Genomic DNA, 20,542 nt, shown 5'->3' on the forward strand with positions numbered 1-20,542 from the left:
GTGAGCTCCGATCAGTTGCGCGGGACGATGGCGAAGGCGCGAACCGGGCTGCCGGTGCCGCCCACGATCTTGAGTGGTGCCACGACCAGCATGGCGCCGGTGGGCGGCAGCTTGTCGAGATTGGTCAGGCTGGCAAGGCCATAGCTGCCGACACCGAGAAGAAGGTTGTGCGCCGGGAACGGCGGATCAAACGTCGCAGCAGCACCGGCATCAGTACCGACGCATTCGCTGCCAAAGCCGATGGCCTTCTTCTCGACCAGATACTGCACGCAATCGACGCTCGGTCCCGGCGTGTGCGGGCCGTTTTCGTCGGCATTGAGGAATGTCTCGGTGCTCCTGTTACGCGGGTACCAGTCCGAGCGCAGGCAGACCCATGTGCCCGGCTTGATCTCGCCATGCTCGGCTTCCCAGGCCCTGACGCCATCGGCGGTGAGGAGGAAATCCGGGTTCTCCGCCACTTCCTTGGAGCAATCGATCACGGCGACTGGCGCCACGAAGTTCTTGACCGGTACGGTATCGGTGGTGTTCTCGGCTAGATCCTTGCCCGAGACCCAGTGCGAGGGCGCGTCGAAATGGGTGCCGGTGTGCTCGCCCAGTTCCATCCAGCCCCAGGCCCACCAGGGACCATTTTTGTCATAGGCCGAGATTTCGTGCATCTTGAACTTGGGCGTGTTCTTGGCAAAATCGGGCGGCAGATACAGCACCGGCGTGTCTGGCCCAAGGGGGGCGGTGAGGTCGACGATTTCGATGCTGCCGTCCAAAAGGGCCGTGCCAAGATTGGCCAGTGTCTGTTGCGCGCTCATGCTTTTCTCCTGCACATAAACTGTTGCGGCATTGTCTGCCGGCGTTCCACTCCAAGCGGAATGCTACGGCATATGCATGGACATGCAAGGCCCTAAATCCCCCAATCCCGGCCATTAGAAAGATATTTTAGGTTCAAAATATTGGCAGCTGCATATTCTTGCGGCACGATCGGCTGCAATGACCATGAGGGACTGGCATGAGCGAATTCGACGCAATCGTTGTGGGTGCCGGGGTCAACGGACTGGCGGCGGGGGTCCATCTGAGCCAGCGTGGCTGGCGCGTTCTGGTGCTCGAAAAAGCGAGCGCCCCCGGCGGCGCCGTCCGAACGGAAGAGATCACGCTTCCCGGTTTTCGGCATGATCTTTACGCGATGAATCTCTCGATGTTCGCTGGCTCCGCATTTTACGCCGAACACAAGACCGCGCTCGATGCTCAGGGCCTTGCCTTTGTCCCGGTCGCCAACAGCTTTGCCAGCCCCTTCCCCATCGGCAATTGGCTGGGCGTCAGCACCGACCTCGACAAAACCACCGCCCGCATCGAAGACCTCTCACCCGCCGATGCCGCGACCTGGCGCCGGATGGCTCAGGACTTCGCCACCGAAGCCCCCTTCGTCGGCGGCATCATGGGCCAGCCGATGCCTTCATTCGGCGCCGTAAAACTGCTGATCAAGGCCTGGCGGAAAAAGGGCTTGCCTTGGGTCCGCGACATGGTCCGCTTGCTGCTCGCTTCGCCCCGCAACTATCTCGACCCGCGCTTCGAAAGTCCCGAAGTCCGTGCCCTCATGGCCGCATGGGGCTTGCACCTCGATTTTGGCCCTGATGTCGCTGGCGGCGCGGTTTTCCCCTATCTCGAATCCATGGCCAACCAGAATTTCGGCATGGTTATTGGCCAGGGCGGTGCCGACACGATCATCAAGGCCATGGTCGGCGTCATCGAGGCATCGAACGGCGAAGTGCGCCCCAATGCTGAAGTGGCACAGATCCTTCAGTCCGGCGGCAGGGCGACGGGCGTTCGGCTTCTAGACGGTACCGAAATTGCGGCCAAGCGCGCCGTCATTGCCAATACCCACCCTTCGATCCTGGCCAGGACGCTGGTGCCCGGCATCGACAAGAGCTTCGCCGCGGCAGCTGGCAAGTTCCGCCCCGGCCCCGGCGCGATGATGATCCACCTCGCCATGGACGGGCTGCCCGACTGGTCCGCCAGCCCGGAACTCAAGACCTTCGCCTATGTCCATCTGGCTCCCAGCTACGACGTGATGAGCGCCGTCTATCACGAGGCAATGTCGGGTCTCCTGCCGCGCGAACCGGTGCTGGTGGTCGGCCAGCCCACCGCCATCGACCCGAGCCGCGCGCCAGATGGCAAGCACGTCCTCTGGGTTCAGGTTCGCGTCGTCCCCTATGAGATCAAGGGCGATGCTTCAGGCAGCATTGCCGCCCGCCATTGGGACGAAGCCAAGCAGCCCTATGCCGATCGCGTCCTCGATCTCATCGAGCGTTACGCTCCCGGCATGCGCAACAAGATCATCGCCTCGGCCGTATTGTCACCGCTCGATCTCGAACGTGCCAACCCCAACCTCGTCCGGGGCGACTCGCTTTCCGGCAGCCATCACCTCGACCAGAACTTCCTGTTCCGCCCCGCTGGCGGCTGGTCGCGCTATCGTACGCCGGTCAAGGATCTTTACATGGTCGGCGCCAGCACCTGGCCTGGCGCCGGTACAGGCGTTGGTTCAGGCTACATGCTGGCGAAAATGCTGGCGCGTTAGCGCGCCAGTATTTCACCCAACGCCTCATCGAACTGCGCGATTTCATCGAGCGTATTGTAGTGCACAAGCGACACGCGCACCGCGCCGCTGTTCATGGCCAGCCCTAGCCGCGCCATCAGCCGCGGCGCAAACATGTGCCCGTCGCGAACGCCGATATCCCGCTCCGCCATTCCCTGCGCTACTTCACCGGGCCCAATATTTGGCACATTGAAGCTGATCGTCGGCACCCTTCCCGCAGCCCGGTCGGCAATGCCATAGATCGTGGCTCCGCGCCGGCGCAGCACATCGAGCATCGCCTCTGACAGCGTCAGTTCATACTGCTGGACCGCCGACATCGCTGCTGCAATTGCGGCGCGACGCGACAGTCCACCTCCGCCGAACCCCTGCCCCAGCTCTTCAAGATAGCGCACCGACCCATCCATCCCGGCAACGTTCTCATAAACGAACGTCCCTACCTCGATCTTGAACGGCGGCTCGTTCGGGATGAAATCCTCGCGGAAGGTCGGCAACGCTCGCAGCAGCTCCAGCCGCCCCCACAAAAAACCCATATGCGGCGAAAACGTCTTGTACCCCGAGCACACGAGGTAATCGCAGTCCCAGGCCTGCACGTCGACCAGCGCATGCGGCGTATAGTGTACGCAATCGACGAACAGCTCGGCGCCTACTTCATGCGTCATCGCCGCCACCGATGCGATGTCCACCAGTGTCCCCAGCGCATGCGACGCGGCGGTGCACGCCACGAGCCGCGTCCGCTCGCTGAGCAGCGGCGCCAAATCCTCGACATGCAGCGTGCCATTGTCGCGCATGCGCCAAATTACGCATTTGGCGCCGATTTGCTCGAGCGCGAGCCAAGTCGAGACATTGGCGTCATGGTCGAGATCGGTCACCACTATTTCCGGACGATCGCCTAGCGTCTGCCCAATGCCGAGACTCACCAGCCGGATAAACGAGGTCGCGTTCATGCCGAACGAAATTTCGGCCGGATCGTAGGCATTGACCAGAAGCGCCACGCTCTCCCGCGCCGCCGCTACGCCGGCATCAACAGTCCGGCTGAGGCCATAACGCCCACCCCGCTGCACATTGTGCATGAGGAGGTGATCGCGCACCGCATTGAGCGACAGGTCAGGCAGCTGCGCCCCGGCGGCATTGTCGAAGTATAGGTGCCCGCTATTGTGCGCGAGCGCAGGAAAGCGCGCCCGAACCGCGCTGATCGGGAACGAGTGGTCGATTGCCACGATATGAATTTCCTAGTGGATGAGCTGGCTGAGGAAAGTGCGCGCCCGCTCGTTCTGGGGTGAGTTGAAGAAGTCGTCGGGCTTCGCCGTTTCGCAGATCGCCCCACGATCCATGAAGATCACCCGGTCGGCAACCTTGCGCGCAAAACCCATCTCGTGGGTTACGACCAGCATGGTCATGCCGTCGCGCGCGAGCGACACCATGGTTTCAAGCACTTCAGCCACCATTTCCGGGTCGAGCGCCGAAGTCGGCTCATCGAACAGCATCAGGTTTGGCTGCATGCAGAGGGATCGCGCAATGGCAACACGTTGCTGCTGGCCGCCCGAAAGCTGGCTTGGAAATTTCTCGGCTTGCTCGGCAATATGGATACGCGAAAGATAGTGCATCGCCATTTCTTCAGCTTCCTTGCGTGGCGTCTTGCGCACCGTCATCGGCGCGATGACGCAGTTCTCGAGCACGCTGAGATGCGGAAACAGATTGAAGTGCTGGAACACCATTCCGACATCCTGGCGGATGCGATTAAGCTGCTTGGCGTCATCGGTAATGGTTGCGCCATTGACCTTGATCGTGCCGTTGTCGTGCTTTTCCAGCTGGTTGATGCAGCGGATCATCGTCGACTTGCCCGAACCCGACGGTCCACACACGACGATACGTTCGCCGCGTGCCACCTCAAGGTTAATCGAGCGCAGGGCATGGTACTTGTTATACCACTTGTTGACGTCGCTCATTTGCGCGGCAAGCGCTTCATTGCCTGAAGTCATGATCCGATCCCTCTTCTAGCGCGCTAGCGCCCGTTGATTGCGCGCTTCGAGATATCCGACCACGCGCACCATCGGCCAAAGGATGATCAGGTAGATGACCGCGGCAACAATCAGCGGTGATGGATTGGCCATCATCGCCTGAGCATCGTTGGCCTGCTTCAACAGGTCAGGCATGGCGACAACCGAGGCGAGCGCCGTATCCTTGAATACAGAGATGGAGTTGCTGGTCAGCGGCGGGATGATGACGCGAATGGCCTGCGGCAGGATGATCTTGCGCATCGATTGCCAGAACGGCATGCCAAGGCTGGCCGCCGCTTCGAACTGCCCTTTGGGCACGTTCTGGATGCCGGCGCGGCACACCTCGGCGGTGAAAGCGGCAAGCACCATCGATAGGGCCACTGTCGCGGACGTAAAGCTGTCAAAACGGATGCCGACAAATGGCAGCGCATAATAGACGAGGATCAGTAGCACCAGGATCGGCAGCGCGCGAAACACGTCGATATAGATGATGGCGAGCAGTTGGATCGGCCGAATGGCGTAAAGCCGCACGAGGCAAAGCAGCAGACCGGCCATCGTGCCGATGACAATGGTCACGATGCCCAGCAACAGCGTATTGCCGAGGCCGCGCATCAGGATCGGGAACGCCCGGACCATCACGTCCCAGTTGAAGAAGGTATCGATCAGTTCCATGACGGTCCGGCTGCTGGGTGCACTCCGAAGCGCACTCTAAGAGACAAGAAGGTCCGGCGACGTAGTCACCGGACCACAGAGACAAGGTTATTCGATCGTCGGGATCGGCATCGTCGTGACGGTGCTGGTGCCTTCATCGGGGGCGACGCCGAACCACTTTTCGTGAATGGCAGCCATGGTGCCGTCTTCCTTCATGGCCGAAATCGCATCGTTGACTTCGCCGAGGATCGGCAGGTCCTTCTTGGCCATCATCGCAAAGCGTTCGCCGGTCGGGATACGAACCAGGATCGAAAGGCTGGGGATCTTGGTAATGGCATACTGGAAGCCTGCCAATTCACCCGCACCGCCTTCGATGCGGCCGTTCTGCACGTCGAGCAGCAGATCCTGCTGGGCGGCATAGCTGCGCACTTCGGCAATGCCGAGCGCTTCGGCGTTTTCGTTGGCCCAGGCCTCGCCAGTGGTAGCCGCGACGACGCCGATGACCTTGCCTTCGAGGTCTTCCAGCGTCTTCACCTCGGACGTACCGAGGCCAACGATGGTGCCGTCGCTGTCATAATACGGCTGGGTGAAAGACTGGCTTTCGAGACGCTCGTTGTTGACCGAGATCGAGGAGATGGCGAAGTCGATGCGACCCGAGCTCGTTGCGGCAAACAGCGCCTGGAAGCCCAGTTCCTGGAATTCGACTTCGCGGCCGATGCGCTTGGCCGCTTCCGTCGCAACGTCAACCTCGAAACCCTCGAAGGTGCCGGCATCGTTCTTGAATTCCCAAGGCGGGTTGGCGGCATAGGCGCCGACAATGATCTTGTCCTGCGCAATGGCGGGCGTCGCCATTGCGGCAATGGCTGCAAGCGCCAGCATTGCAATCTGCTTTTTCATGATGGTCTCCTTTACGCCTTTCGGCATACTCCCTGAGAGAATGGCCGCCCCTCGGCGGTCCTGTTATCCAGCCTAGGCCGGAATACGTCGATCGAGCTCGGTGCACAGCCGGGCAATATCATCTGCTCCCGTCACCGCCCCCGGCGAGAGCCGAAGCGTTGTGCCACGCGCGTCACAAAAAAGCTTGAGCGAGCGCAACTGCCCGACGATCTCGCTTGGCACCACGCCTGATGGCAAGACAATCATCACGCTTCCGCCGCGCTGCTCCGGAGCCTCGGGCGAAGCGAGACGCAGTCCGCGCCCGAGCGCCCATGACACCATTGTCTCGGTCATGCTGCGATTTTGCGCGGCGATGGCATTTACACCGGTCTTTTCGACCCATTGGAGGCCAGGCAACGAGGCGATGCTCGCAAGAATTGCCGGTGTTCCGTGGTCGAACCGCCTTGCGTCGGGGGCGTAGGAAAATGCATTCAGATCCCACGAGAAAGGGTTCGGCTGACTGAACCAGCCCCGCAACTCCGGCCTGCACTGCTCCAGCAGATCCGGCCGCACGTAAAGCATGCCGGCACCCGAGGTGCCGCACAGCCACTTCAGCGAGGTCGAAACAACGAAGTCCGGATCGAGCTCGGCAACCGAGAACGGCACAACGCCTACGCCCTGCGTGATGTCGATGCCGACGAGCGACCCCATTTGGCGCCCATGCTCGAGCAGTTTGCGGAGGTCCGACCGGTGCGAAGTCGTCGAGGTCACTTGCGTCAGAAGCGCCAACGCCACATCGGCCTGCCAGCGATCGAGCATGTCCTCTTCACGCACCCAGGTCTCGCCCGCTCGCAGCGGAACCGTATCAAGAGTGAATCCGAAGCGCTCGGCTAACCCCGCCAGGAGGAAGTGAAGACTCGGGAAGCAATCGGCCGCTACCAGCACGCGCTTGCCCTTGAGCAGGTTCTCCGGCAGCGCACCGATGACGCTGTAGAGCCCGCTGGTAACATTTTCCGTGGTTGTCAGCGTGCCTGGCTGCGCCGCAATCAACCGCTCCCAGGCAGAGATAAACTCTTGGCGCTGCGACAGTGCCGCGGGCCACTGACCATCGTCTTCGGCTGACCAGACTTGTGCGAAATCGCTCAGCGCGCTGGTGACAGCTTCAGCCTTGCCAGGGAAAGTGCCAATCGAGTGATAAAGGAAATAACCGCTCATCTAAGTCCGAATGCCAAGCTGTTCGACGTATTAGTTTAGATTTAAACCGTATGCACGCAAGCGCTTTTTGCGGATGCTACACAGTGGACCGGGCTGGGAGGATCATAGGAAATCCCACCTTGGAGCGCGAAGCCATCTTGACCCTGACGCGCAGCATTCGGGCGACGCGCGGACGCTTGGCCGATACCCTCGATGCGGCCGGGCAGAGATTGCTCGTCCAACCACGTACGATCTTCGTTCATCTCCAAGCTCCCTTGCGAGCGAACAGCACCTGTTCAAACAACACTTGATACCTGAAGTTGACGTTTGATCAAATGCTCAGTTTGTCTTAGAGCATTGTCAACGACCACGCCGCGAGCGGCGGCACCACCACGAAGAGAGAAACCCATGCCACGCTTTGCCAGACGCATCACGCACACTTCGGAAAAGAGCTATGGCATGTTCCAGAAGGCTGCGGCCAAGGCAGCGATAGGCGCAGACCTCATCCACCTGGAACTGGGCAAGCCGTGCCATGACACGCCCGATCACATCAAGCAGGCAACCATCAACGCGCTGCTAGCCGGCAAGGTGCATTACAGCGACCTGCGAGGCGAATTGAGCCTGCGCAAGGCGCTCAAAACCAAGCTTGCCGAACACAACAATATCGATGTCAGCGCCGACGAAATTCTCGTCACCAATGGGCTGACCCAAGCCTCTTACGCTGCCTTCATGGCGTTGCTCGATGACGGCGACGAAGCGATCCTGCTGGAGCCCTTCTACCCCCAGCACGTCAACAAGATCGAGATGACCGGAGCCAAGGTTGTGCTGGCCCCGCTCGATGCTGCCGCAGGTTTCCGTATTCGCAAGGACCTGATCGAGGCCAAGATCACGCCGCGCACGCGCATGATCGTCCTCGTTAATCCGTGCAATCCCACCGGCCGCGTCTATTCGCGAGACGAACTTCAGGATCTGGCCGATCTGGCCGTCGAGCATGATCTCGTCATCGTTTCGGACGAAGTCTATGAGCAGATCCTGTTCGACGGCGTCGAGCATATCAGCATCGCCTCGCTCCCCGGCATGAAGGAGCGCACGGTCACCATGTTCGCCTTCACCAAGGCCTACGCCATGGATGGTTGGCGCTTGGGCTATCTCGCGGCCGACGCCTCGCTCATGCCTGGCCTCATGAAGATCACCATGAACGAGGTCACCCACGTCAATACCTTCATCCAGGATGGTGCTCTGGCGGCCGTTACGGGTCCGGCCTCGGTGCTCCAGGACATGGTCGATGACGACCAGAAGAAGCGCAATCTCGTCGTGCAGCGCCTCAACCAGATGCCCGGCGTCACCTGCGCCATGCCAGAAGGCACCATCTACGCTTTCCCCGACATCAGTGGAACCGGCATGAAATCGCAAGAGGTCGCCGACGCCCTCCTCGAACAAGCAGGTGTCGTTGTCGAATCCGGCGGTTTCTACGGCGCGTCGGGCGACAACCACATCCGCGTCTGCTTCGGATCCCAGAGCTACGAACGCCTTGAGGAAGGCATGGACCGTATGGCCAAGTTCTTCAACGGCATCTGAATTTTGGGGAACGTTAAAACCGCACGCACTTTAGCCCGGAAGAGGATAATCCTGGGCTCTCTCACCTTCCTGAAGACATCGAAAGGTAGTGGGTCGCCGCGCGCCATATAGGGCACTTGCGCCTTCCTGGTGACCAGCCGGTTTCAACACTTGCGCTAACCGCCACGCCATTGACCTAGTCCGTCGCGCCGAATCCGCACACTCTTGCCGTCCCTGCGGTGGCAAATGCGGGCTCAGCCCATCTGACCGTGCAACGAAGAAAGGGCGTAAGCTTTCGAGCGAAGAACACAACGAGTTCAAAAAGTTGGAACTCGTTACTATCGAAAGTTGAAACTAGGGGTAAGTAACGCGCAAACCCTAGGAAAGGGTGGCGCGAGAGACGGGGCTCGAACCCGCGACCTCCGGCGTGACAGGCCGGCGCTCTAACCAACTGAGCTACTCCCGCAGCGCTTGCGAACTGGTCGTTCACGCAACGTGTGGTCCATGTACTGGCCCCTCAGGGGGAAGTCAAGCGATGGAACACGACAATTTTGCGAAACGCGTCTTGGCTGTGGAAAACCCAAAGTTTGCAGGCACTAAGGCTGATCTTTTGATGCGCCACGCCAGCTTCGCAGCTGAAGCGAACTGGTTAGCTATCTCACAACATTTCGAAGGAAAGAAGAGAATGGTGGGCGATGACGGGCTCGAACCGCCGACATCTTCGGTGTAAACGAAGCGCTCTACCAACTGAGCTAATCGCCCGTCCGCTTGGCGGATCGGAATGGTGCCTGATTAGGGGCCCGGCACCGGCCCGTCAACAGCGATCTAAAACAAATCGGCCCCGGCGCATTTCGCTCGAGGCCGATTGTTCAGAACGGGCGCGGCAGATTAGCCGTTGATCGCGTCCTTGAGGCCCTTGCCGGGCTTGAACTTGGCCTGGTTGGAGGCCGGGATCTGGATCTCGGCGCCAGTGGCAGGGTTGCGGCCGGTGGAGGCCTTGCGCTGGGAGACGGCAAAGGTGCCGAAGCCAACCAGGCGCACTTCTTCGCCGGCCTTCATGGCATCGGAGATGGCCTCGAACACTGCGTCAACCGCTTCAGCGGCCTGAGCCTTGGTGATCGTAGCCTTGTCGGCAACGACGCCAACCAGATCGTTTTTGTTCATAGCGTTTCCTCACAGTGAATGCCCGCCATCACTGGCGAACCCAAAACGACGACATTCCTTTTGCGATTCTGCGCAAGACGCAAGGAATTCCGGGGTTTTCAGGCCGCTGGGCGGTGTAAAGCTGTTAATGAACCGGAAAAATCGTGATCGCAACCCCGCTTCGGCGGAAAAGCCCGGTTCTCTGGGGAAAGCTCGGGCCTATGCCGTAGGCGTGGTGGCCACAGAAGGACGTTCGCGACCCATGCCAACGAGGAGCGGCACGACCAGGATATAGATGCCGATTGCCACCAGCCAAATCGCGCCGGGCCAGCTTGGCCGAAAGGCGTGGTAGGTGATGCTGAAGAAAAGCGGGCCGAAGACGGCAGCAAGGCTCACAAGGCTGGCAAGCACACCTTGAAGCTGTCCCTGCCGGTCTTCATCGACCTGGCGGGTGGTGAGCGATTGCAGCGCCGGAATGCCGATGCCGCCGAGCGCAAAGATCGGCGCCATGAGGAAGAGGACATAGCCCTGCGTCGCAAAGGCCATGGTCAGCATGGCGCCAACTTCGAACAGGACGCCGACGATCAGTGCCCAACGCTCGCCCAGCCTTGCAACGGCCGGACCGGTGACAAAGGCCTGCGCAAGAGCATGGCAGAGGCCCCATGCGGCCAGCGACAGACCAATGACCGTGCCATTCCAGGCAAAGACGTCTTCCGAAAAGATTGCCCAGTTGGTCGGGTAAACGGTGCCGACGAAATTGAGAATCAGGAAAATGCCGATCAGCGGCAGCAGCGGCTTGAAGCTTAGCGCCCAAAGCAGTGGCTTGAAGGGGTTAAGACTGGCGAGGCTGAAACTTGCTTCGCGCTGACCAGGCCGCGATTCTGGAAGAACGAAAAGCGCCAAGGCGAAGTTGAGGCCATTGAGTAGCGCGGCGCAGAGGAATGGGGCGCGCACCCACAGGTCGCCAAGAACGCCGCCGAGCACCGGGCCGATGATGAAGCCGATGCCGAACATGGCATGGAAGTAACCAAAGCGTCTGGCGCGCTGATCTTCGTCCGAAATGTCGGTGATATAGGCGGTGGCCACGGCCATGTTGGCGCTGGTGATGCCGGCGATGGCACGGCCGATGACAAGGAGCCAGAGCTGCGGCGCAAAGGCCATGACAATATAGTCGATGGCGGCGCCAGCCAGCGAGACGAGCAGGACCGGGCGACGGCCAAATCGATCGCTCAAGACGCCGAGAATGGGCGAAAACAGAAACTGGCAAGCAGCATAAAGCGCCAGCATGATGCCAAGGAGAGTGGCGATGTCGCTGGTGTGACCGACCTCCCGCAGCAGCGCCGGCAGGATCGGAAAGACCAGGCCGATGCCGATCGCGTCCAGCATGACCGCGGCGAGGATGACGATCAGGGCCTTGTTCATCGTAAGCTCCGCAAGTGGGGGATGTGATCTAGGCTGATCGGCAGGAGGCAGCAAGGCTCGTTTAGGTGGGGTTGCTGACGGAGAGTGGCAGGAGAACGCTACGACACTGCCGTCGTACGAAGAAGGAGGCTCATATTTGACCGTGGCACCCCCTCCACCCTGAAAGGAAGGAAGGATCAGAGCTCCTTAAGCACCCCTGGAATGAGATTTGGAAGGTCTTCGCTCAGCATGCCGGGGCCGCCAAAGGCCTGGGCGGCTTCGGCGTGGAGGTAGACGGCGGCACAGGCAGCTTCGAAGCCTGGCATGCCTTGGGCGAGGCCCGCGGTGATGCCAGCAAGAACGTCCCCTGCCCCAGCCGTGCCGAGCCATGGGGGCGCGTTGTCGTTGATGGCGGCGCGACCGTCCGGCGCGGCAATAACGGTGTCGCTGCCCTTGAGGATAACAGTGGCGCCGGATTGGCGGGCCGCAGCGCGGGCGCGGGTCAGCTTGTCACCGGTGAGGTCTCCGAAGAGCCGCTTGAACTCGCCTTCATGCGGCGTCAGGACAACGGGTTTAGCAGCGGACTTGATGGCGGCGAAAAGGGTTTTGGGCTCATCGGCGAAGCTGGTAAGGGCGTCGGCGTCGAGCACCAGGGTGGCGCTCGATTGAAGCGCTGCGTGAACTTTCTTAGCCGTTTCGGGCCCAATACCAGCGGCAGGTCCTATGACCACTGCGCCGATTTTTTTTTCGTAAAGAAAACCGGCGAGATCGGCAGAAGTGGCGATCTCCCGGAGCATGATGGCAGTGACGTGAGCCGCGTGCACCAGAAGCGCATCGCGGGCGCCCGCCAGTGTGACGAGGCCTGCGCCCGTTCGGAAGGCGCCCAGAGCGGCGAGGCGGCTGGCGCCAGTTTGAAGCGCAGTGCCGGAAACGACGACAACATGGCCCCGATCGAACTTGTGGGCGTCTTCGCTGAGGACCGGGAGCGACCACAGGCCCGGGCGATTGCGCCATGTCTGGGCGGCGATTGTGTTGAGGACCGTCGCGGGCAGACCGATGTCGGCAAGGATGAGGTTGCCACAATGGGAACGGCCAGGCAGAAGGAGATGACCTGGCTTGCGGCGGAAGAAGGTGACCGTCATTGAGGCTTTGACCGCAGCGCCGCGCACCGCTCCGGTGGCGCCATCGATGCCGCTTGGGATGTCGATGCTGACGACCGGACGACCGGACCGGTTTGTGGCTTCTATAACCCCGGCAAAACGGCCGGACACATCGCGATCCAAGCCGGCGCCAAGAAGAGCATCGACGATCAGGTCATAGTTGCAAACGTCGACGTTCTCGCCGTTCCCTACGCTGCCCACATACCGCGCAGCCACAGTGGCAGCGTCGCCTTCGAGAGCTTTGGCATCGCCGAGAAGGTGCAGGTCGGCTTGCCATCCCTGAGCGGTGAGAAGGCGGGCCACGACGAAGCCATCGCCACCATTGTTGCCCGGACCGCAAAGGATCAGCGCCCTGCCCGGCTCGAAGCGGGCCACGATCGCCTCCGCCACGGCCTCTCCTGCACGTTCCATCAAGTCGATCGAGGCCACGCCATGCTCGACGGCGAGGCGATCGGCTTGGGCCATCTGACTTGGGGTGAGCAGGATTTCAGCTTCGGCATTCGCTTGGGTCATGAGCGCACCATACCTTCGTGCAAACAAAATGCACGGGGACTGCAATCGTCACGCCAAAGAACGTCCTTATGGAGATTTTTACCTAAACGCGTTCTTACTAAGGATATCGGGGAATGTCCGAGCAGATCAGCCAGGCAAACTGGCGGGTGCGAAGACGGTGAGGAGCTCGTGCCTTGGTCACCGGGTTGGACAAAGAGGAAAGCAGACCGAACTACGAGTGGCATGACGTGCGCTTTATCGGCGCACTCATCGGCCGCTATGCCCTGCCCTCACGGCGGCAGCCGGAGGACGACAAGCTGCCGGTCTATGCTTGCCGGCTTTGCTCGATCTCGACCCGCATGCTGGTAGCCATGGGCCCGGTTGTCGGCAAGGAAGGCGAGACAATCTCCGCCCATTTCGACGAGTTCGGCATCCTGCGCGGCCGTATCGCCCGGCGGTTGCCGCAGGGTTTTGTGATGGATATCGCCATGTCGGAAGGCGAACGGGACAAGCTGGGCGCAAAGATCGCGTGGCAGAAGAAGCGCATTCACTCCCAGGTGCCGGATAAGCGCGAGCACAAGCGCTTCCAACCCCGAGATCCGCGAACCACGATCGTCACCGCTGATGGTACGCGGATGTCGTGCTTCATCATCGACGTTTCGCGATCGGGCGTTGCGGTTTCGGCGCATATCTGGCCAGAACTCGGGACGCCCATGGCCGTCGGCCGTCTAGTGGGACGCGTGGTGCGGCACCTGACGGTGGGCTTTGCCGTGGAGTTCGTCGACGTGCAGGCACAGGACGAGCTGGAAACATTGTTGCAGCCGCTAACCGACTAAGTCCGGTTACCAAGCAGTTACTGGTTTTCGTGGCTTTCGCACCGTATGCGCAAGCCGATGTTGAGACGCGTGCGCCATTCTGCTTGTGACCCAAGGAGGCAGTTTTGGCCGAAGTTTTGGAACACGTCGACGTCGCAGTGCATGGGATCAGGACAGTTTCGGGCCGTTACGCCATTGGTGGTGACGAGGGTTACCCGGGCATCAATCTCTTCGCCTGCCGGCTTCGAATGATGTCGAGCGATGCGTTCCGAGTTACGGCTCCGGTGATTCCTGCCCCGGGGGAATCAATCCTTGCCTCTCTGGGACCGTTCGGCGCGCTGCGCGGCCATGTCGAGCGGCAGTTCGAGGACGGGTTCGTGGTCGGCATCGAACACCAGGGCTCAAGCCGCGAAGACCTTAACCGCGCCATCAAGCAGTTTACGGAAACGCTCTGGACCGAGGCGGGCGAACGGCGCGGCGCCAAGCGCTTGCTGCCGCGTAACCCGCGAACAGTATTCGCGCGGCCCGATAACTGGTCGCAGCCCTGCCTGGTGATGGATTATTCCGTCACCGGCGCGGCCATCTCCTCAGCCTTCCAGCCCGCCGTGGGCGAAGTCGTCACGGTTGGCACGATTACAGCCGAAGTGGTGCGCTTGTTCGATGTCGGTTTTGCCGTGCGCTTCTTCGAGCAGCAAAGCGAAGACGACGTCGAAGCCGGTCTGCAGGCGCCCAATGATTGGGAACAGATGCTGCGGCGAGCTTTCGAAGGTCGCTAAGCGCAGAAACCCAAGCTGATAAAAAAGGGGCCCCGCAGGGCCCCTTCTCTTTTCTGCTCCGGCGATTAGGCCGAGTAGTACATTTCGTATTCGACCGGATGCGGGGTCATTTCGACGCGAAGAACTTCCTGCATCTTGAGCTCGATATAGGCATCGATAAAATCGTCGTCCATGACGCCGCCGACCTTGAGGAAGTCGCGGTTCTTGTCGAGGTTTTCCAGCGCTTCGCGAAGTGAGCCGGAAACGGTCGGGATTTCCTTGAGCTCGTCCTTGGGCAGCTCGTAGAGATCCTTGTCCATCGGGTCGCCCGGGTGGATCTTGTTCTTGATGCCGTCAAGACCAGCCATCAGCAGCGCGGTGTAGGCGAGATAGGGGTTCGCCAGCGGATCGGGGAAACGAACTTCGACGCGCTTGGACTTCGGCGACTGGCCGAAGGGAATACGGCAGGAAGCCGAACGGTTACGAGCCGAATAGGCCAGCAGAACCGGAGCTTCGAAGCCTGGCACCAGGCGCTTGTACGAGTTGGTGGTCGGGTTGGTGAAGGCGTTGATTGCCTTGGCATGCTTGATGACGCCGCCGATATAGTAAAGGCAGTCCATCGAGAGGCCGGCATACTGGTCGCCGGCGAAGAGCGGCTTGCCGTCCTTCCAGATCGACATGTGACAGTGCATGCCCGAGCCGTTGTCGCCGAAGACGGGCTTGGGCAGGAAGGTCGCAGTCTTGCCATAGGAGTTGGCGACCTGCTGAACGGCGTACTTGTAGATCAGCACGTCGTCGGCCGAAGCGATCATCTGCTTGTACTTGAGGCCGAGCTCGTGCTGGGCCGACGCCACTTCATGGTGGTGCTTTTCGATGATCACGCCCATCTGGCCCATGGCCTCGAGCATTTCACCGCGCATGTCCTGGGCAGAGTCCAGCGGCGGAACCGGGAAGTAGCCCTTCTTGATGCCGATGTGGTGGCCGTTATTGCCGCCTTCATAATCGGCGTCGTTATTGGTTGGCAGTTCCGACGAATCAATCTGAAAGCCGACCTTGTAGGTGGTGGTCGAGTACTTGACGTCGTCGAAGATGAAGAATTCGGGCTCAGGGCCGAACACCACGGTGTCGCCGATACCGGAGGACTTGACCAGGCCTTCAGCCTTCTTGGCGATCGAGCGCGGGTCGCGGTTATAGGGCTGGTAGGTGGCGGGCTCGAGAATGTCGCAGTTGATGGCGAGGGTCGAGGCGGCAAAGAACGGGTCGATATAGACCGAAGTCGGATCGGGCATCAGCACCATGTCCGACTCGTTGATGGCCTTCCAGCCGGCGATCGAGGAGCCGTCGAACATCACGCCGTCTTCGAACATGTCGGCATCGACAACCGAGGCGTCCATGGTGACGTGCTGCAGCTTGCCGCGCAGGTCGGTGAAGCGGATGTCGAGATACTTGATGTTCTCGTCCTTGATACGAGCAATGATGTCGGCGCCAGTCGTCATAGGTGTTTCCCCTGGATTTAGACGGAATGCGTTATTGTTGGTGGCGCGGCGCTTAAAGCGCGTCGTCGCCGAATTCACCCGTACGGATACGGATCGCCTGCTCGATGGAGTAGACGAAGATCTTGCCGTCGCCGATGCGACCGGTCTGCGCGGCATTGCGGATGGCTTCGATGGCCTTCTCGGCGAGATCGTCGGGGCACACAACCTCGACCTTCACCTTGGGCAGGAAATCCACCACATATTCGGCACCGCGATAGAGTTCGGTATGGCCCTTCTGGCGGCCAAAACCCTTGGCTTCGGTGACGGTGATGCCCTGAAGGCCCACTTCCTGCAGCGCTTCTTTGACTTCGTCGAGCTTGAACGGCTTAACGATCGCCTCAATTTTCTTCATTGCGTGCCTCCGCTGGCCGTTTTCGGCAGTTACCGCACAGAAGTATGCATGGGCTGTGCCAGAGGCTGGAGGCACAGATTAGGATAGCCTTCTCAACCACTTAACGCTTGAGACCTTGATCGTCCCACGCCGCCGTCATTTGTCGTTTGCGCAACTTACAGGCAGATTGCCCAAGAACTAGGCACACGTTGCTCCGTCGACGCTCATCCCTTCCCCGCGCCTGATGAAATAAGCGCCACCCCTTGTTGCGCCATTTCGCAAGACAAGGCTTTGACTGCCCTACTCTCTTCCTATAGATGCAACGCCAACCCGGCCACGGGGACCTTTGCGGGTGTGGCGGAATTGGTAGACGCACTGGATTTAGGTTCCAGCGCCGCAAGGCGTGGAGGTTCGAGTCCTCTCACCCGCACCATACGGCCCCGGCCGAACGAGATGAACCAATACGGGATCAACCCCAATGCAGGTAACTGAAACCCTCAACGAAGGCCTGAAGCGCAAGCTCAGCGTCACCATTCCGGCTGCGGACCTCAACACGCGCCTTGACGCCAAGCTGCAAGAACTCAAGGGCCAGGCCAACATCAAGGGCTTCCGTCCCGGCAAGGTGCCGACCGCCCATCTCAAGAAGGTCTATGGCCGCTCCGCCATGAGCGAAGTGATGACCGACGCGATCAATTCGACCGTCAGCGAAACGCTGGACGAGCGCAAGGAACGCGCCGCCGCCCAGCCCAAGGTCGATCTGCCGCAGGACCAGACCATCATCAACGACGTGCTCGATGGCAAGTCCGACCTCGCCTTCGAAGTCGAATATGAAGTGCTGCCGCCCGTCGCGCTGATGGACTTCAATGGCATCAAGCTTTCCAAGCCCGTGATCGAAGTCACCGACGAGGAAGTCGATGCCGAGGTCAAGCGCGTGTTCAACCAGAACCGCGGCTTCACCAACAAGGGCGACGAAGGCGTTGTCGAAAACGGCGACTACCTCGGTCTTTCGTTTGTCGGTAAGATCGACGGCGAAGCCTTTGAGGGCGGCACCTCCGACCATGCGCATCTGACGGTTGGTTCGGGCGAGTTCATCCCCGGCTTCGAAGAGCAGCTGATCGGCGCCAAGAAGGGCGAGACCCGCGAGGTCAAGGTGACCTTCCCGGCCGACTACCAGAACAAGGAACTGGCCGGCAAGGACGCGACTTTCGAGGTCAACGTGCTCCATGTCGACGGTCCGAACGATGGCGAGCTCGACGACGATTTCGCCAAGCGCCTTGGTCTTGAAGACGTTGCCGGCCTCCGCAAGGCTGTTCGCGACCAGATGGAAAATGCTTTGGCCTCCATGGGCCGCCAGCACATGAAGCGTCAGGTTCTGGACGCGCTGGACGATGGTCACAAGTTCGACGTTCCGGCCCAGCTGGTGGAAGCTGAATTCAACACCATCTGGCAGCGTGTCGAACACGAAATCCAGAGCCACGGCCGTAGCTTCGAAGACGAAGGCACGACCGAAGAAGAAGCTCGCGAACAGTATCGCCGCATTGCCGAGCGCCGCGTGCGCCTCGGTCTGGTGGTCGCCGAAATCGGCAACACCACCGACGTTCAGGTGACCGACGAAGAGCACCAGCAGGCGCTGATCGCCGAGGTTCGCCGCTTCCAGGGCCAGGAACAGCAGGTCTACGACTACTACCGCAAGAACCCGACCGCGCTGGCCTCGCTGCGCGCGCCGATCTTCGAGAACAAGGTCGTCGACCACATCATCAGCCTCGGTGAAGTCACCGACCAGCCGATGTCGCGCGACGAGCTCGCCAAGCTGATCGAAGCCGGCGAAGAAGACGTGCCGGAAGAGCATCACCACTAAGGGTGGTTGGCTATAACTTTAAGAGGCCGCCTTTCGGGGCGGCCTTTTTGTTTTTGGGACCGGAGCCCTCATGGTGAGGTGCGGAGCGCAGCGCAGCCTCGAACCACGAGGGCGGGCACACCGGCATCTTGCCACGACCTCGTCCTTCGAGGCTGCGCTTCGCTGCGCACCTCAGGATGAGGTCTACTAGCAGCCTTGCTAGCCCAAATTGAACCTTTTCGCCCCTGCCCGCTTCTCCCAACACCAACGAGGAGATGCGTCATGCCGAAATACACTGCCGATGCGCCACTGCAGCCCAAGGGGGCGCATAACCGGCGTTTGTCTCTGGGCCTCGAGCCCGAAGCGATGGCGGCCGAAGCTGGGGTGACCACGGAGCAGTTGCGCGATTACGAGCGTACCAGCCCCGACCACGACTACGACATCGAAGTTGCGCAGCTGGTCTACTCAGCGCTTGACCGCCTGGAACGGGTCAATCCCAATCTGCAGACCGGTCGTGGCGACGACGGCCAGCCCAATGCCCCGGTGTTGAAGGACCATGCTAATCACGTCCGGCTGGAACCGGCGGAGTTGAGCTCCAAGATTCTGGAAGGCGCCCCTATCTACGACGCGCACAATGCCGAAATCGGCAAGGTGTCCCACCTTCATGGCAACGGGCCTAATGCCGAAGTCATCGTGGATGTGGGCGGCTTCCTGGGGCTCGGTGCAAAGACGGTCGCTGTTAGCATGACCCAGCTCGATTTTATGCGCGACGAAAATGGCCATGTGCATGCATTGACCCGCTTCAGCAAGCAGGACCTCGAGCATATGCCGCAGCATAGTCACCATCACTAAGCTACTGGATGGAGCCAAATTTGTGCCGCGTCGGGATGCATTTTCCGGCGCGGATTAATATTGGGTTATGCAATGACGCCGTAGATTGCCGTCCGTAACAACGGGTTCGGGCGAAAGATGGCAGGTCAGGTATACCTATCCCTGCTCAACCCTTCTATCGCCTTTAGTTTCGCAGGCCTTGTTGCCCTGTTGTGGCGCCGCTGGCCAAGCCAAACCCACCTCTTCCCGCTCAGCGTCTCTTTTCTTTATCTTGGCATCGGCTTCATCACGCATGAATGGCCCCTGCTGTCGCGTCCGGGCTCCATAAACTATTCCAGCAATGCCCTGTTTTTCGCGGCGGTCGTACTCGCCTGCAGCAGTGCACTGGTTCGCGCCCGTGTCGGCGTGCCGGTGCTGCTGTTCGGGTTGATCACTGCGACTGCGGTGGCTGGTTTCGCCTGGTTCACCGTGGTCACGCCCTCGACCTTGTCGCGCATCTATTTCCTCAATGGGTGCTTTGCCGTCCTGGCGCTCGTCACGTCCTCACGCCTGCTGCAGGCGGGTGCGCATTCCCTTGCCGACCGGTTGTTCGTGGCAGGGGTAGCCATGGGTGGATTGCTGGCAGCCGGACGGCCGCTGCTGATGGTCACGGGCGTTCTCAAGCTCAATGACAGCGGCGAGCTTTCCCAATCTGCCTATTGGGACTCGGTGCTTGGCCTGACGCCGCTCTTGTCGGTGATGGTCATTTCGCTTTTCGTATTCGCATTGGTGCTGGACCTGATGACTGGCCTTCGGCGCGAGGCGGATCAGGATTACCTAACCGGGCTCCTCAACCGGCGCGGATTTGAAATCGGTGCCGAGACTCGCTTGGCAGGCGTAGCCGGGCGCCAAGCACCAGCGGCTCTGCTCGTTGCTGATATTGATGATTTCAAGCAGATCAACGACCGCTTCGGTCACGCCGTCGGCGACAAGGTCATCGCCGCTGTCGGCCAGGTATTGGCCCAGCATGGACAGGCGGACCTCGTTGGCCGCACTGGTGGCGAAGAATATGCCCTCTTTTACGAGACAGGGTCGCGCCACACCCTCGAAACCTGCGCCGAAGCCGTCCGCACCGCCATGACCACGCTGCACCTTGCGGGCCTGCCCGCAGGATACCGCCTGACCATCAGCATCGGCCTCCATCTTCGCGATGGGCTTGAAAGTCTCGACGACATGATGCGCCGTGCCGACCGCGCGCTTTACGAAGCCAAGTCCGCCGGCAAGAACCGAGCGGTGCTCGCGCCGGTGAGACTGCGGTCGGTTTAGCGCAGCATGGTGCCACGCCCTCGTGGTTCGAGGCTTCGCAAGTGGCTCGCACCTCACCATGAGAGCTACTGGTTCAGT

The 20,542-nt window shown here is 60.6% G+C and carries 18 protein-coding genes and 3 tRNA genes; 8 read left to right on the forward strand and 13 right to left on the reverse strand.

What is annotated here, in order from left to right; translation table 11 throughout:
- Positions 1-11: 11 nt before the first annotated feature.
- Positions 12-803, reverse strand: coding sequence for a cyclase family protein (locus JI748_RS07145; protein WP_201636374.1), 792 nt, complete (start codon positions 801-803; stop codon positions 12-14).
- A 197-nt stretch (positions 804-1,000) separates the two neighbouring features.
- Between JI748_RS07145 and JI748_RS07150 the strand changes: the two genes are divergently transcribed.
- Positions 1,001-2,566, forward strand: a complete 1,566-nt coding sequence (locus tag JI748_RS07150; protein ID WP_201636376.1) for a phytoene desaturase family protein — start codon at positions 1,001-1,003, stop codon at positions 2,564-2,566.
- On the opposite strand, the gene JI748_RS07155 is transcribed toward JI748_RS07150, so the two are convergent.
- From JI748_RS07155 to JI748_RS07175, 5 genes are all read right to left on the reverse strand, one after another.
- Positions 2,563-3,801 (reverse strand): cysteine desulfurase-like protein, encoded by a 1,239-nt coding sequence (locus tag JI748_RS07155; RefSeq protein ID WP_233280629.1) that lies wholly within the window; start codon positions 3,799-3,801, stop codon positions 2,563-2,565. The two genes, JI748_RS07150 and JI748_RS07155, sit on opposite strands and share 4 nt — an antisense overlap.
- Positions 3,802-3,813: 12 nt before the next feature.
- A complete protein-coding gene (locus JI748_RS07160; protein WP_201636378.1) occupies positions 3,814-4,563 on the reverse strand; it encodes an amino acid ABC transporter ATP-binding protein in 750 nt (249 codons plus the stop codon).
- A 15-nt stretch (positions 4,564-4,578) separates the two neighbouring features.
- Entirely contained in the window at positions 4,579-5,253 is a 675-nt protein-coding gene (locus JI748_RS07165) for an amino acid ABC transporter permease (protein WP_201636380.1), read from the reverse strand.
- A gap of 87 nt (positions 5,254-5,340) precedes the next feature.
- Positions 5,341-6,129, reverse strand: a complete 789-nt coding sequence (locus JI748_RS07170; protein WP_201636382.1) for an ABC transporter substrate-binding protein — start codon at positions 6,127-6,129, stop codon at positions 5,341-5,343.
- Between the two features lie 72 nt (positions 6,130-6,201).
- Positions 6,202-7,323, reverse strand: a complete 1,122-nt coding sequence (locus tag JI748_RS07175; protein WP_201636384.1) for an aminotransferase class V-fold PLP-dependent enzyme — start codon at positions 7,321-7,323, stop codon at positions 6,202-6,204.
- Positions 7,324-7,710: 387 nt separating this feature from the next.
- Here JI748_RS07175 and JI748_RS07180 point away from each other — a divergent pair, with 387 nt between their 5' ends.
- Positions 7,711-8,880, forward strand: a complete 1,170-nt coding sequence (locus JI748_RS07180) for a pyridoxal phosphate-dependent aminotransferase (RefSeq protein ID WP_201636386.1) — start codon at positions 7,711-7,713, stop codon at positions 8,878-8,880.
- Positions 8,881-9,248: 368 nt separating this feature from the next.
- On the opposite strand, the gene JI748_RS07185 is transcribed toward JI748_RS07180, so the two are convergent.
- The 5 genes from JI748_RS07185 to JI748_RS07205 all read right to left on the reverse strand — a co-directional run bounded on the left by JI748_RS07185 (position 9,249) and on the right by JI748_RS07205 (position 13,076).
- A tRNA-Asp gene (locus JI748_RS07185) sits at positions 9,249-9,325 on the reverse strand.
- Positions 9,326-9,545: 220 nt separating this feature from the next.
- Positions 9,546-9,621 (reverse strand) — tRNA-Val (locus JI748_RS07190).
- Positions 9,622-9,747: 126 nt separating this feature from the next.
- On the reverse strand, positions 9,748-10,023 hold the full coding sequence (locus JI748_RS07195) for an HU family DNA-binding protein (RefSeq protein ID WP_164535453.1): 276 nt from the start codon (positions 10,021-10,023) through the stop codon (positions 9,748-9,750).
- A 198-nt stretch (positions 10,024-10,221) separates the two neighbouring features.
- Complete coding sequence (locus JI748_RS07200; RefSeq protein WP_325166911.1) at positions 10,222-11,475, reverse strand: TCR/Tet family MFS transporter; 1,254 nt, start codon at positions 11,473-11,475, stop codon at positions 10,222-10,224.
- 125 nt (positions 11,476-11,600) lie between these two features.
- Complete coding sequence (locus JI748_RS07205) at positions 11,601-13,076, reverse strand: NAD(P)H-hydrate epimerase (protein WP_201636390.1); 1,476 nt, start codon at positions 13,074-13,076, stop codon at positions 11,601-11,603.
- A gap of 173 nt (positions 13,077-13,249) precedes the next feature.
- On the opposite strand from JI748_RS07205, the gene JI748_RS07210 reads away from it, so the two are divergent.
- Both JI748_RS07210 and JI748_RS07215 read left to right on the forward strand, forming a co-directional pair.
- On the forward strand, positions 13,250-13,891 hold the full coding sequence (locus tag JI748_RS07210; RefSeq protein ID WP_201636397.1) for a PilZ domain-containing protein: 642 nt from the start codon (positions 13,250-13,252) through the stop codon (positions 13,889-13,891).
- A gap of 104 nt (positions 13,892-13,995) precedes the next feature.
- On the forward strand, positions 13,996-14,646 hold the full coding sequence (locus JI748_RS07215) for a PilZ domain-containing protein (RefSeq protein ID WP_201636399.1): 651 nt from the start codon (positions 13,996-13,998) through the stop codon (positions 14,644-14,646).
- Positions 14,647-14,711: 65 nt separating this feature from the next.
- Here the strand turns inward: JI748_RS07215 and glnA are convergent, their stop codons facing one another.
- On the reverse strand, positions 14,712-16,121 hold the full coding sequence (glnA, locus tag JI748_RS07220) for a type I glutamate--ammonia ligase (RefSeq protein ID WP_201636401.1): 1,410 nt from the start codon (positions 16,119-16,121) through the stop codon (positions 14,712-14,714).
- Positions 16,122-16,173: 52 nt separating this feature from the next.
- The gene (locus JI748_RS07225; protein ID WP_046136017.1) at positions 16,174-16,512 is read right to left on the reverse strand and encodes a P-II family nitrogen regulator; all 339 of its coding nucleotides are present in this window, start codon (positions 16,510-16,512) and stop codon (positions 16,174-16,176) included.
- Between the two features lie 327 nt (positions 16,513-16,839).
- Between JI748_RS07225 and JI748_RS07230 the strand changes: the two genes are divergently transcribed.
- From JI748_RS07230 to JI748_RS07245, 4 genes are all read left to right on the forward strand, one after another.
- Positions 16,840-16,924: transfer RNA gene (locus JI748_RS07230), tRNA-Leu, on the forward strand.
- A gap of 45 nt (positions 16,925-16,969) precedes the next feature.
- Entirely contained in the window at positions 16,970-18,349 is a 1,380-nt protein-coding gene (gene tig / locus JI748_RS07235; RefSeq protein WP_201636403.1) for a trigger factor, read from the forward strand.
- Between the two features lie 525 nt (positions 18,350-18,874).
- Positions 18,875-19,180: a PRC-barrel domain-containing protein gene (locus JI748_RS17380; protein ID WP_407644947.1), complete on the forward strand. Its 306-nt coding sequence runs from the start codon at positions 18,875-18,877 to the stop codon at positions 19,178-19,180.
- A gap of 117 nt (positions 19,181-19,297) precedes the next feature.
- Complete coding sequence (locus JI748_RS07245; protein WP_201636405.1) at positions 19,298-20,464, forward strand: GGDEF domain-containing protein; 1,167 nt, start codon at positions 19,298-19,300, stop codon at positions 20,462-20,464.
- The last annotated feature ends 78 nt before the right edge of the window (positions 20,465-20,542 follow it).

Origin of the sequence: Devosia rhizoryzae, assembly GCF_016698665.1 — a bacterium.
Taxonomy (GTDB): domain Bacteria; phylum Pseudomonadota; class Alphaproteobacteria; order Rhizobiales; family Devosiaceae; genus Devosia; species Devosia rhizoryzae.

Excerpts from the sequence above, each read along its gene's own strand:
- JI748_RS07165 (WP_201636380.1), bottom strand. The coding sequence starts at position 5,253 with ATGGAACTGATCGATACCTTCTTCAACTGGGACGTGATGGTCCGGGCG.
- JI748_RS07170 (WP_201636382.1), bottom strand. The coding sequence starts at position 6,129 with ATGAAAAAGCAGATTGCAATGCTGGCGCTTGCAGCCATTGCCGCAATG.
- JI748_RS07180 (WP_201636386.1), top strand. The coding sequence starts at position 7,711 with ATGCCACGCTTTGCCAGACGCATCACGCACACTTCGGAAAAGAGCTAT.
- JI748_RS07195 (WP_164535453.1), bottom strand. The coding sequence starts at position 10,023 with ATGAACAAAAACGATCTGGTTGGCGTCGTTGCCGACAAGGCTACGATC.
- JI748_RS07245 (WP_201636405.1), top strand. The coding sequence starts at position 19,298 with ATGGCAGGTCAGGTATACCTATCCCTGCTCAACCCTTCTATCGCCTTT.
- JI748_RS07150 (WP_201636376.1), top strand. The coding sequence starts at position 1,001 with ATGAGCGAATTCGACGCAATCGTTGTGGGTGCCGGGGTCAACGGACTG.
- JI748_RS07205 (WP_201636390.1), bottom strand. The coding sequence starts at position 13,076 with ATGACCCAAGCGAATGCCGAAGCTGAAATCCTGCTCACCCCAAGTCAG.
- JI748_RS07145 (WP_201636374.1), bottom strand. The coding sequence starts at position 803 with ATGAGCGCGCAACAGACACTGGCCAATCTTGGCACGGCCCTTTTGGAC.
- JI748_RS07175 (WP_201636384.1), bottom strand. The coding sequence starts at position 7,323 with ATGAGCGGTTATTTCCTTTATCACTCGATTGGCACTTTCCCTGGCAAG.
- JI748_RS07225 (WP_046136017.1), bottom strand. The coding sequence starts at position 16,512 with ATGAAGAAAATTGAGGCGATCGTTAAGCCGTTCAAGCTCGACGAAGTC.
- tig (WP_201636403.1), top strand. The coding sequence starts at position 16,970 with ATGCAGGTAACTGAAACCCTCAACGAAGGCCTGAAGCGCAAGCTCAGC.
- JI748_RS07160 (WP_201636378.1), bottom strand. The coding sequence starts at position 4,563 with ATGACTTCAGGCAATGAAGCGCTTGCCGCGCAAATGAGCGACGTCAAC.
- glnA (WP_201636401.1), bottom strand. The coding sequence starts at position 16,121 with ATGACGACTGGCGCCGACATCATTGCTCGTATCAAGGACGAGAACATC.